A 13,585-nucleotide genomic window follows, 5' to 3' on the forward strand; every position below is an offset into this window, starting at 1 on the left:
CCCTATTAAACTCTGCCATAGCGATCTTGCAAACGCTCAATATCATCTTCTTCCAGATAGTGCCCCGACCTGACCTCGATCATTTCCAAATCGATTTTTCCCGGGTTTTCTAACGTATGGACACTGCCCGCAGGAATGAAGGTAGACTGATTTTCCGACAAGAAGAACTCTTGATCATCAACGTTAACTCTTGCTGTCCCACTCACGACGACCCAATGTTCGGCACGGTGGAGATGGCGTTGTACCGACAGCCCCTCCCCTGGCCGCACAATGATTTTCTTCACCTGGAAGTGCGTGCCGCTGTCGATATCGCAAATCTTGCCCCAGGGACGATAGGCGGTGGAATGCTGGCGAAAATGATGAAGATTGCGTTTTTTAAGCTCATCAACCACTTTCTTCACATCCTGCACCTTGTCCTTGTGAGCGATCAGCAAGGCATCACTGGTGTTGACCACAACCAGGTTTTCCAACCCGATGGTCGCCACCAACGCGGACTCAGAGGAAATGTAGTTATCATTGGAATCGATTGAGATAATTTCACCCACGTTGACATTACCCAAATGATCCTTCTTTGACACTTCCCACAATGAGGACCAGGAACCGACGTCACTCCAGCCCGCATCAATAGGAATCACCACCGCGTCATGTGTCTTTTCCATCACCGCATAGTCGATGGAGTCACTAGGGCAGTGCTTGAAGATGTCTTGCTCAACCCGGATAAAATTCATGTCGCGTTGACTGTTGCTCACAGACTGCTGGGTTGTGCTGAAAATTTCAGGACTGAACTGCTGCAGTTCCTGCAGGAATTTGGCCGTCTTGAACATAAACATACCGCTATTCCAGCTGTAATCACCGCTGGCGAGGTATTCGACCGCTTTCTCCAAACGCGGCTTCTCAACGAACGAATCAACTTTGAAACATGCATTGGAAAGGTGCTCGCCACGCTTAATATAGCCATAGCCCGTTTCAGGGTGCTCAGGGATAATGCCAAACGTGACCAATTGGTTGTTTTCTGCAAACGAAATAGCCGTCTGAATAGCCGCGTGAAAATTATCCACTTTGGTGATCAGATGGTCCGCTGCCAGCACCAAAAGCATACTCTCTTCGTCTTCCTCTGCAGCAAGATGAGCGGCTAACGCCACTGCTGGGGCAGTATTACGCCCTACGGGCTCTAAAATAATATTGGTCGCTAATTGTCCAATTTCACGTAATTGTTCGGCAACTAAAAAACGGTGTTCCTCGTTGCAGATGACCAGAGGAGCAGCAACTTCGATACCGGTCAGACCCGACAAACGCTGTAACGTTTGTTGCAGCAGGCTCACCCCGCTGTCATCAATAGATAAAAACTGTTTAGGAAACGATTCTCGCGACATCGGCCACAGACGACTCCCAGTACCACCGGCCATAACCACAGGAATTAGTTTGGACATTATCTACCCTTTACTCAGCCATCGTTCTTACAAGGACGCCGCCGCACGTCAGCAGCATCACTCTAAAATTCGTACGGATATTAACCAATCGTTACACTTTGCGAAAAGCATGCATCCTTCTAACCTACCGTTCCTTAACAGAAAATTATGTATGAAAATAAACCAGGCAAGTATAAATACAGAAGGAACTACCAGCCAATAACATAACGTATTAACGCAAAAAAGAGCAGCATAGTGCTGCTCTTTCAGATTAATGCTCATAGTGAATATGCTGCTAGCGACTGCGGGCAAAATACTGCGCTACCCGCATAACGTCTTTTTCATCCAACGTCCCGGAGTCGCTCAGCAAGGTAATCCACGACTTGATGTAGGCGTACTTGGCGGAGGCCAGATCGCGCTGGGCGCTATAGAGCTGCTGTTCGGCGTTGAGCACGTCAACGTTGACACGTTGCCCGGCCAGCACGCTTTGCCGGGTCGCAGTCACCTGTGTGGTGGCCGATTGTACCGCCAGCTCATAGGCCGCCACCTTGGCGCGGCTGCTGATGCACAGATTGTACTGCTTGCGCAGATCGTTGAGCGTGGTGCCCGTCTGCGCATCCATTTCATACATCGCCTGGCCATAGCGCGCCGCCGCCTGCCGGGTCGACGCCGAAACGCCGCCGCCGGAATAAATAGGCATGCTGACCTGCACGCCGATGCTGTCGGTGCGGTATTTCTGGTTAACCGTGTTATCGCTGCTGGAGTCGTTTTCCGAATGCGAAGCATACAGCTGAACCTGCGGCATAAAGCCCGCCCGATTCCTTTCAACGTCATACTTGGCGGCATCCACGCCATGACGCGAGGCGGCCAGCACCGGGTTATTCTCCAGCGCGATCTTTTGCCACTCTTCGAACTTGGACGGGATCAGCGGCGCCACCTTGAACTTGCCCGGCCGCAACACCTGCAACTCATCCAGCTGGTTCAGCGGCATGCCGATAATTACTTCCAATTCGCGCTGCGCGGCATCCAGCGCATCGCGCGCTTCGATGACCTGCGCTTCGGCCAGGCTGTAGCGCGCCTGGGTTTCCGATACGTCGGTAATGGTGCCTTCACCGGCGCTCATCAGGCGATCGTTCAAGGTCAGCTGTTCCTTGTAAGCCGCCTTTTGCGCCTCGGCCAACGCGATTTGATCCTTGGAATAGGCCACTTCGACATAGGCGTTAATCACCCTAACCGCAAGATCCAGCAACTTACCGCGATAGCGCTCGTCCGACATCATCGTCTGCGCTACGCCGGCTTTGTAGCGCGCGTACGCTTCATAATCGAACAGCGGCTGCGTCAGCGTGATCGAACTGGAATAACTGCGATATTGCTGCCGCCGGGTGACCTCCGAAACATTGCCGAAAAAGTCGCTCTGCGGATATTTTTGCGTCTGCCAGTTGCGCGGCGAATTCTGATAGTTCAGCGACACTTTCGGCAGCAGCCCCGCCCTGCCGATGTTTTCGTTCTCATCTCCCGCTTCTTTCTCTTTTATAGCCGCCCGGAAAGTCGGGTCCTTTTCTAATGCCAGCGAATATGCGTCTAAAATCCCTATCGAATAAACCGGCGCAGATATCGCAAACAAAAGGGTGCCGATAACCAGACCGGCAGCCTGTCGTTTTGATTGAATCAAAATTATTCCTCGGTTAATGAAGTATGAGCGCGATCCAAAATAGGTTTAAACAGATAGCTCAGCAGCGAGCGCGACCCCGTTTTCACGAACACCTCCACCGGCATCCCCGGCTTGATGTCCTCGCCACTGAGCATCTTCATGCCCTCCGGCGAGACCGTGACCTGCATCTGGTAGTAAGGCTCACCGTTGGCTTTGTCGACCAGGCGATCGGCGGAAACCAACGTGACCGTTCCCGGAATTTTCGGGGTTTTGTTTTGGTTGAAGGCGGTAAACATCAGATCCACCGGCAACCCGTTGTACACCTTGTCGATCAGGTCGACTTTGAGGCGAGAATCCACCACCAATGTCGCCTGGCTGGGTACAACGTCCATCAGGTGGTCACCCGCTCCCACGACGCCCCCCTGAGTGAAGATATTCAATCCGACCACGGTGCCGTCCACCGGTGAGGTGATGGCAGTGTTGCCCAGATCGAAATCGGCCATTTGCAGCTTATTGCGAAACTCGCTGGCGTCCATTTGGGTTTGCGCCAGTTGCGTTCTGACCTCGCGCTGATAGTCGGCGAAACGCTGATCGATACGCTGCTGAGATTCCTGCAGCTGCTTTTGCAGCTGGCCAATCCGCCCGACGGTTTCATCGATGCTGCTGTTCACCTCGGCAAACTGACGCTGCACTTCCAGGTAGCGGTTGCGCGGCAGGTAACCGTCCGCCGCCAGTTGCTTCATGCTGTTCATCTGCTCACGCAGGCTGGAAAGTTGAATCTGCTTGTTGGCACGCGAATCCTGCAGGCCTTTCAATTGGAAACGAATCCCGTCCATCGACTGCTTATAACCGTCAATTTCACTTTGCAGCCCCTGGCGGCGGGAGGCGAACAGCTGCGTTTGCAACGCGATGATTTCAGCCACGCGCGGCTGAGTTTTGATCTGGGCAAAAATAGGTGAAAAAGTGACGTTGCTCAGACCGTCGCGCTCGGCGAGTAAACGCCCTTCGGTGGCCAGCGTGGTGTAGTATTGGTCGCGCAGGGAATCGACCTGCGCCTGTGCCTGCACCTGGCTCAACTGCACCAGGACTTCACCGGCTTTCACCTTGTCGCCGTCTTTCACCGCGATATTCTTGATGATGCCGCTGGCCGGGGCCTGCACCGTTTTGCGGTTGCCGGAAACGGTTACCGATCCCGGCGATGCCACCCCTTTATCCAGAGGCGCGAACGCTGCCCAGGCCAAAAATCCGAACAGACCAATTCCCACCACCAGCCAGCCCATCCGGGTAAACCGCCGTTCATCCTGCGGGATCTCTTCAATATACGAGTCTTGCGGCTCGCCAATGTGCGTCGACATACCAACTCCTTTAAACTGCGGACGGCAATAAAGCCGCCAGGCAATTCACGGCTTAATTAATTTGCGTTTTCGGGATATTGCCTTCATCCGGCTCGGAATTTACCGCCCTTACCGCTTGCTGAGGCGGTTGCGTCTGCGCTTTTTGCGCATTGGCTAACGCCTGAAGCACTTGTTGAGTCGGGCCGAATGCGTTGACGTTGCCATTTACCAGGAGCAACAGCTTGCTGGTCATCGACAGCAAATTGGTGCGATGGGTAATCAGAACCACCGTTTTATTACGTTGCTTGAGGAACATAATGGCCTGGTTCAACGCTTTCTCGCCCGCATCATCCAGGTTGGAGTTAGGCTCATCCAATACCACCAGCGAAGGGTCGCCATACAATGCGCGCGCCAGGCCGATACGCTGTTTCTGTCCACCGGAAAGCCCAGCGCCACCGTTGCCGAGCACCGAATCGTAGCCGTTAGGGAAACGCAGGATCAGTTCGTGCACGCCGGCCAGCTTGGCGGCTTCAATGACTTTATCTGAGTCAATATCGTTAAAGCGGGCGATATTCTCGGCGATAGTCCCGGCAAACAGCTCAATGTCCTGTGGCAGATAGCCGATATATGGCCCCAACTCATCCTTGTTCCACTGATAGATGTCGGCATTATCCAACCGAACAATCCCTTCGCTGACCGGCCAAATGCCGACCAGCAAACGCGCCAGCGTCGATTTCCCCGACGCGCTCGGGCCAATGATCCCCAGCACGTCACCGGGCTGGATGGCAAAACTCACGTTATGCAATACCGCATCGCCTTGGGATCCCGGCGGCGTGGCGGTGACGCCTTCTACGGCCAGCACCCCTTCCGGGCGCGGCAAGGACATGCCGGTACCCCGTTGCGGATGCGTTTCCAGCAGCTTGACCAACCGGCCATAAGAAAGCTTCGCCGCGCTGTAGCTCTTCCAGACGTTAATAACCTGCTCAATCGGCGCCAGGGTTCGCCCCATCAGAATGGAACCGGCTATCATCATACCGGGCGTGATGTGCCCATCGATCGCCAGCCAGCCCCCCAGCCCCAGCACCAATGATTGCAGCGACATGCGCACAAACTTGGTGATCGACGTGACCCGCGATGCGCGTTCGCTGGCGATGCGCTGACTGTTCAAGAACCGCTGGTGCAGACCGAACCACCGGCGTTTCAGGTTGGGCAACATCCCCAAAGCTTCGATCACTTCGGCATTGCGCAGATTGGTGCTGGCCAGCGTCCCGGACATAATCGACAGCTTGCTGGCTTCCGCCAGCGGCTTTTTCGACACCATTTCGTTGATCACCGCCAATGCGATCAGCAACAGCGCACCGACCAAAGCGAAAAGCCCCAACCAAGGGTTAAAGAGGAATATCACCAACAGATAGATTGGAAACCACGGCGCATCAAAGAAGGCGAACAGCGCGCTGCCGGTGAGGAATTGGCGCAGATTGGTCAAATCGCTCAGCATCTGGCCGGCATCAGACGAGCCGTTTTTCAGATTCGCCTCGTAGGCCGCGGTATAGACTCGCGTGTTGAGCCGCATATCCAGCTGGCTGCCGATGCGGATCACCACCATGCTGCGCACGTATTCCAACAGCGACATCATGCCGAACATGCCCAGCATGATCAGCGTCAGCATCAACAGCGTGATTTCATTGCGAGAAGGAAGCACCCGGTCATAAACCTGGAGCATATAGATAGAAGGAACTAGCATTAATAAATTAATAAATGCGGTAAATATGCCAACGGTCCAGAAAACCTTGCTGCGAGTCCGTATAACATCCGCAATTTCATTGCGCGGTATAAATTGGTTCACTTTCTGCCCTTACATCATGTGCACTGTCAGTCAAAATCCGCATTGGACTCTTATAAGGAAAATCCTAAAAAGGGAAAAATAAAATAAATCCTAAAGAACCCCACCCCAGACATGCTCGAGACTGCAGATACTTTTTCTAACTATAGGTAGAGAAAGCGGATACCAGCAAGGCCGTAAGCAAAAAAAATCGCATCACAAACCACAGAAAAAAACAAATGAAAACAGTGGGGTAAATAACAGGCGGGGCAAAGCGGGTTTAGTACGAAAGGGAATAAATTAGAGATAATGACGTAGTTCACAAATTTCAAAGAATACGGGGTGTTTATACACCCCGTATTCTTTATTGACTAACAGTTTCAATGGGAATTATAACCCACTGGAACTCATACTTACGCGTAGTGCAGCGTATCCACCAATTGCTGGTGGTTTTGCCCAGTCAGGTATACCACGGTATCGTTGAGGTCCAGCGAGTGGTTATCGTTGTTGTCGATAATCACGTAAGAGCTGGCAGTGTTACCGCCACCGCTGAATACAACGGATGCCACACCCACTTTCGACGTCAGCGAGTTGCTGCTATCCAGGCCAAGAATACCGCCCAGCAGGCCGATAACGCCATTGGTCAAACCGCCCACCAGTGTCCCCAACAATGCATCCAACGTGTCGGCAGAACGCGTACCGTAGTTCGCTACCGCGGTGCCGCTGGCGTCATCGGAGATAGTCAGGCCGCCATGGTTCACGTCGACAATCGAGTCCTTGAGGCTATTAAAGTCCTTGATGGTCACACCCGCCTGCGTGTTACTGGCTTTGATGTCGTAGGTGTTGGCACCTGCGCCGCCGGTCAGCGTGGTGTTGCCAATCACGCCCAGAGTATCGGCAGCACTGGAACCTTCTACGGTCATTTGGTAACCGTTCAGGCCCAACGCCGTCAACACCGGTGCCAACAGGTTGGTGGTGACAACGCTCAGCGGCAGAATGTTCAGCAACTGAATGATGATACCGTCACCGGTACCGCCATGGCTGGAGTCGAGATTCAGCCCCGCGGTATTGGTGGACGCATTGATATCACGCACGTTGCTGAAACCGCTGCCCACCGTCAGATCCAGCGCGTGATCACCGGTCACGTTGATGGTCTGAACCTGCGCATTGGTGCCGGCCAATGACAGAATATTGTCAAAGCTGCCGGTACCGCCCGAGGCCACGTTAACCGTGGTCAGAGCGGTGCCCAACAAGGCACTGCTGCTGCTGTTGAGAGTGATGGCGCCGGCATTCACGTTGGCAGAACTCACCGCATCGAAGTTGATATTGAAGTGATCGGTGGCGTTCTGGACAAAGGTGAAATTCAGCGTACTGGCAGCGGTCGCGTCCCCTTTCACTGCCAACTGCGCAGCGTTGCCGCCGGCGGCGTTGATGACGTTGACGTTAGCCAGACCGGAGACCACAAACCCCTGTGTGCCCAGATTGGTGGCCGCTGCGTTCTGCGTAACCGTGCCGCCCGTAGTGCCTTCGACCGTGGACGTGCCGTTGGTCAGGCCAAAGTCAAAGGTGTTGTTTGGCGTGGTCACGCTGGTGGTAGTCGGTGAACCGATCAGCGGCGTCGTAATCAGCGTGCCGACAGACTTGCCGATATAGCCGGTCAGGTCGATCTGCTCGAAGTTCGAGAAGTTGTTGGCGTTGCTGGTCACGGTGCTGGTACGAACGCCCAAGGCGTTTTGGTTGGTCACCACGGTTTTGGTGATGAAGTTGGCGGAGATGGAGTCCGTACCCGCGCCGCCATTAGCGGAGATGCCGGCGCCGACGGTGTTGGCTGCGCCGGTTGCCGCATTCCCCGCCCATTTCAGCGAGTCGTTGCCGTTGCCAAGGTTAAAGTCGCCGGTGCCCGTGGCGATATTGGCCGTCGACGTTACGATGACATCATCATTCCCGGAACTGGCGTTCAGAATCACGTTGCCATTGTTAACGGTAATATCGACACCAGGGTTAACCCCGTTGTCAGACAGGTTGACCGTTGCTGCACTGGTGCCGTTGATGGTCAGATTCGCCAGGTGGTCGGCGAACTTCAGGTTCACGATGCTGGCGGCATTGGCGTTCAGTTGCACATCCGTCAACACTGCCGTTTCGGCATTGCTAATTTGGTGAGATGCGCCTGTGTTGACGGTGCCCGTCGCGTTGCCGCCGGCGGCCGTTGCCGTCAGAGACGCTGCGGTTTTGTACAGCAGGCTAGTACCGATGTCGAACTCGAAACCATGCTGCTGGGTTACAGTCGTGACGTCAGTGGCCGTTGAGTTGCGGAGGTCGTTTATGATGGCCAACGTGATAGCCGTTTTATCCGTGCCCAGAGCAATATACGGCGCGAGCTGTGCGGCAGTACCGGCAACGCCGTGCACATCAGTATAAATCAGCTGAATATAGTCGCTTAAAGTAATGCCTTTAGGGAAATGAATGCCAAATTCACGAGAAACCAAAAATTCTTTAATGATCCCGTCGTAATTTTTTGCTCCTCGCTCCAGTTGCCTTGTATAGCTGCTCAACCCCAGTGCATCAATTTGGCGATCAAAAACAGATAAGTAAAGAGATGCAAGTTGCTCTTTGTTGGTCATGCTTGCCGGCAAATAACCATCATTATAACTTGGAGAACTAAGCACAAGTTTTTGCTTGGCAGCTAAATCGGAACCCGATGTTATAGCTTTCAATGTGTCATATACATTAACAATCACTTGAGCTCTACTAGCCCCAGATGAGAGTTCATTAAGATAGGTATTAAGCTCAGTAGCCGTTGGATCACGTAAATAGCCAGCTTTAAAAATACTTTTGACAAAATTAGTTGCAGTAGCAGTAATCAAGCCAGGACGAAGTTGCAGTAAAGCAGTTGCAGCGTCAGTTTCAGTCGCTGTGCCCCCGTTGATCCCAGTGCCAATGGATTGCAAGATAGCATCAGTGGGGTAAGTCCCCATGATATAAGCAATCCCTTTAACTGTAGTCCCCCCTAAACCTGTCGCAGCACCATCTCCCGCATAGAGAGCAGTATTCAAAATTTGTTGAAAAGCTTGCTGCTGAGATAATAAAGTACTATCAAACCCGTTATAAGTAACCAGGCTAATAGTAAGTGATGCAATATTTTGCGCCACCGTGTTACCGTTAGTCAAATACCCCGACAGAACAGCTGCTGTAGGAGCAACACCATAAGCCTTGGTATATACGGCAGTTAAAATATCGGAATCCGATTTCCCGGCATAAAGAGCTTGCCCATCGGGTGATGTCAGTACAGAGTTAACAAAATCACTCGTTGTTTGCAGGCCATACTGGATATTTTGGCCCTGAATGTCAAAAAAAGCCCCACTGGGTTTCTGACCCAGTATAGCGTAATACATCGCAACAACATTTGTTTGAACTGCTAAAGAAGCCATAAAACCCCCAATCATTCAATATGATGGACGATAAAGAACAAAAAAGACAACCACGATTAACAGTTTAAGTTAAGTACAGCTTCTTTTTGCTGTCAAGAATTAAAAATAATAAATTTCCTATATAAAATCAAAAAGATAATAACGTATTTCACGATAATTAAAAAAGAGAGTCAACAATTAACAGAACGACATAAAAACCGAACAAAATCAAATAAAACAGACACATACAAAAAAATAAAGAACAAACCGTGTCTGACCTCATTCTAAAAAATAAGCTCAGCCCACCTAATTAAAAATATTATATATTATGAAATTAACTACAAGGCATCGTAAAAACATTTATTAAAACAGAACGTGGAAATATTATTAATGAAAATATCTAGTATGAAGAACAATCCTTGGGTGGACAGAGGTACTAAATTTCTTCTTCTCTCTTACAACGAGGTGTGTCAGCCAAAAGAAACCTAGCCATATATAACAATTGGAAAAGGTTTATGAGCAATGAGGAAACAAAACGACAGCGCCTATTATGACTCGAAGGCAAAAATCAGCCGCAGAAGGACGAATGTCAGGTTCGGCTTTAGACATCGCCAGATTCAAAAAAAGATCATCTGTCACTGGCAGAGCCTGCGTGATGCGAGGGAAATTCGCTCTACATAGCCTCTATATTCCGCGACGAATGTCCATGCATTTACATCTATCTACGTCACGAATAGTGGAAATTAACTATAAGGAATTATTGTAAACTATTGTCAAGAAGGAATTAAGCCAAAGATGTAAGCATAGCATCATGGCAATGGATGAGTCAGGAAAGACCAGCACTAAGTAAATTAGTTTAATACTGGGGTTTGGGGTTTGGGGTCTGTATAGAACGGGATGTTTATGGTGACGTGTTGGACACTGAATTTAGACTGGGATATTCAAGCCACAAAGATCTACGGAATCCCTGAAAGATGATGATGTGGCAGGAGATGTTGAAGAGCTTAGGATTGCCAAACGGCAGAATTTCACACAGTATCAAGGATGATGATGATAGTGGATTTATTTCGAAATAACGGGATTAATTAGCATATGAAAATGGCTCGAAGTCAAGCCCCACTAAAAAATACTTATAGCTGAGAAAATCGTTATCGAAAAATAACCCCTCAGTATTCAAGAGGGGCAAGCTTTACATAATTTTATTTTCAAACATGATCAAGCGTTAAATAACATTGAGCAACCAATCTTACAATACTATTCAAAATTATTTTTCCCTTTATGATTAGTTATGATATAAAAATAAGTAAGTATTATAAAACTGTCAACCGTAAAGAAAGAAACCGTTGCTGTAAATATAGCTACAATAGCAACATCATAACTATCCAGTTTAAGTATCAAAAAAGCAAATATCACTCCAACAAATCCAAGTAACCCCATGTCCATAATTAACCCGGACAATCCAACAGCAGGAATTAGACCTTGATCAGTAAGGTAACCGACCAGGGGCTGGTAGTCTACAATGCAATTGTACTCTGTGTTGCAGCCATAGAGAAGATTGCCAATGTTCATATGGAGCATAAGATATGATGCTGATAAGCGGTGAGCTATGGAGTCATTAACCATAAAGTAGCTCGGTGCCCCAATATTTAAAAATTGCGCTAGTGACACGAAAATGACAATAAACCCGATAAAGGTGACAATAACTGGGACCTTTCTCAATAATTTTCTCATCGGGTAAAGAATAAAGAAGAGAACTAGTGTAATCGAAGATTTCGAGAGACTGAAAAGATAACCAAGAAGAAAAAGTGATTTCTCGATAAAATTGAGTTTATTATCCCTAGTGCGTATCATGAAAGAAATAATTAGCAGAGAAGCAAAAAAACCCGCCTCTCGTGATAAACCTGACATGCGGGGAAACAGGAAAAGCGTGTATTGATTCGTAAAAGTCATCGTTGCAAACTCGCCCCAGAAAAACTTCGATATGGAGCCTGGGCCAATCGCAGCAGAATAAGAGGGATTAATCTGATATGCAATGAATTGTATTACACACCATACTATCGATATTAACATGCAACAATAAACTTTATTGGTAATAGGTGTTCCTACTTTGACTAGATAAGATACCCCCAAGATAAGAACAAAAGACTTAAGCGCCAAATCATATCTAAAGAATAAAAAACACATGCTTAACCAAATAAAGACACAAAGCAAGACAGCCTTTGAGACCGCCCTGAAAGATCTTATATATTGATAATCAAAAAATACTAGCGGAATCCACAAATAAATCGTCGTATTAGCAACAAAGGGACTTAAAGGGCTTGCAATTATAAATAGTGCTATTAACCACCGTAAGGTTTTTAGATAAAAAGACTCACTACACTTACTGTTCTCAAGAAGTACATTCTCAGACACTATTGTCATCATATTTCCTTTCTTAGAAACTTATGACAGGTTAAAATCGTTATAAAAATATGCACTTAACGGATAAACGCAAGTGCATATAAACTCAAATCACTTAATAAGCGCCATCTTTTTTAAGCACGACATTAATAGTTTTAAAAAGGATAGCGATATCGTTCCATAGTGCCCAATTCTTGACGTACCATGCATCAAAATAGACTCGGGTATCATAATCAATATCATTACGTCCACTAACTTGCCATAGTCCCGTCATGCCAGGTTTCGCCATCAAATAGTAATCAACATCGCCTGCATAGCGCTCAAGCTCTGCCTCAACTATAGGTCGCGGTCCAACCAAACTCATTTCGCCAATAAAAACATTCCAAAGTTGTGGAAGTTCATCAAGACTGGTTTTACGTATGAAAGAACCTATCTTAGTAATACGCGGATCATTTTTTAGTTTAAAATCTTTATCCCATTCTTCACGTGCCACCGGATCATTAGCAAGTAATTCAGCCAAGACTTCTTGCGAATTTACAACCATTGAACGGAACTTTAAACACTTGAATTTTCTTCCGTCACGGCCAATTCTTTCATGACCATAGATTGGCTTTCCGCCATCACGTGATACAGTATAAGCTAAGAATAGCAGTACTGGTGACAAAACAAGCATTATTGCAAATGAACCGAAAATATCAAAGATACGTTTAAGAAAACGCGATGAGCGCTTTGCTAAATTATTGCTGACCCTAAGAATCATCACTTCATGACTAAAAATAAATGACATGTCAGTACCGTAAAGGGGTACTCCTCGTAAAGTAGGAATGACAGATACTGAACGACAATTGTGTTTTGCTAGATTTTTTAGCCACCAATCACGCAAGCTATGTTGCTCAAATTCGAGAGCCACAATGAATTGAGTATTTTCTATGTCTGCAATTTCCCATAATTCCTTTTCACTATTAATTACAGGAATACCATTATATTCTCTTTCACATGGTGAATCTGTGCACACAAACGCGGAAACGTTGAATCCTAACACTTCTTCACTTTGTAAAGCAGCATATGCCTCAAATGCGTTACGGCCAGACCCAATGATGATAGTGTTTTTTTTCCACAAATTAAGTTTATTCAGAATGTGTTTGGCTAAGCTACGACCTAGCGGAACGGCAACAAGGATCAGCGTCCAGGTAACCAACCATAGTAACCGAGAAAAGTTCCATTTTGAGAATGCAACTAATGCCAGATCTAGAACCGCGAAAATTAGTAATGTTCTTATAATTTCTTTCAATTCAAACCAAAAAGGCTTCCGGTAAGAATAGTGTCTGAGTCGAGTCCAAAACCATCCTATGCAAATGACAGAAAGAAAGAAATGAGATAAAAACCTCATATTCATTTCGTTCGCAGGAATAAAAACAGACACGTTATCAAACACAAAACACACAATAAAATAAGCAAAAACAATTGCTAAATTAAAAAACAACAAATCAGCCGCAGCAAGAAATACTTTTGGGAAAGCCCCCCCAAAAAATATATTATTTCTTTTCATCAGTTTTACCCAT

General features: G+C 48.1%; 7 protein-coding genes. All 7 read right to left on the reverse strand.

The window, feature by feature from the left end; genetic code table 11:
• Positions 1–5 precede the first annotated feature (5 nt).
• Complete coding sequence (locus tag ACJ8HB_RS03385; RefSeq protein WP_047568472.1) at positions 6–1,430, reverse strand: mannose-1-phosphate guanylyltransferase/mannose-6-phosphate isomerase; 1,425 nt, start codon at positions 1,428–1,430, stop codon at positions 6–8.
• A gap of 274 nt (positions 1,431–1,704) precedes the next feature.
• Positions 1,705–3,081, reverse strand: a complete 1,377-nt coding sequence (locus ACJ8HB_RS03390; protein ID WP_016928415.1) for a TolC family outer membrane protein — start codon at positions 3,079–3,081, stop codon at positions 1,705–1,707.
• A gap of 2 nt (positions 3,082–3,083) precedes the next feature.
• Positions 3,084–4,415 carry an HlyD family type I secretion periplasmic adaptor subunit gene (locus tag ACJ8HB_RS03395; protein WP_033637755.1) on the reverse strand — a complete coding sequence of 444 codons (1,332 nt, stop codon included), beginning with the start codon at positions 4,413–4,415 and terminating at the stop codon, positions 3,084–3,086.
• Between the two features lie 52 nt (positions 4,416–4,467).
• On the reverse strand, positions 4,468–6,240 hold the full coding sequence (locus tag ACJ8HB_RS03400) for a type I secretion system permease/ATPase (protein ID WP_047568475.1): 1,773 nt from the start codon (positions 6,238–6,240) through the stop codon (positions 4,468–4,470).
• A 389-nt stretch (positions 6,241–6,629) separates the two neighbouring features.
• Positions 6,630–9,644: a DUF4214 domain-containing protein gene (locus ACJ8HB_RS03405; protein WP_047571664.1), complete on the reverse strand. Its 3,015-nt coding sequence runs from the start codon at positions 9,642–9,644 to the stop codon at positions 6,630–6,632.
• Positions 9,645–10,877: 1,233 nt separating this feature from the next.
• Positions 10,878–12,044, reverse strand: a complete 1,167-nt coding sequence (locus tag ACJ8HB_RS03410; RefSeq protein ID WP_047568482.1) for a hypothetical protein — start codon at positions 12,042–12,044, stop codon at positions 10,878–10,880.
• Between the two features lie 94 nt (positions 12,045–12,138).
• Entirely contained in the window at positions 12,139–13,572 is a 1,434-nt protein-coding gene (gene wbaP / locus ACJ8HB_RS03415) for an undecaprenyl-phosphate galactose phosphotransferase WbaP (protein ID WP_047568485.1), read from the reverse strand.
• Between the last annotated feature and the right edge of the window lie 13 nt (positions 13,573–13,585).

Origin of the sequence: Serratia sp. CY27727 (genome assembly GCF_052169275.1) — a bacterium.
Classification (GTDB): Bacteria; Pseudomonadota; Gammaproteobacteria; order Enterobacterales; family Enterobacteriaceae; genus Serratia; species Serratia sarumanii.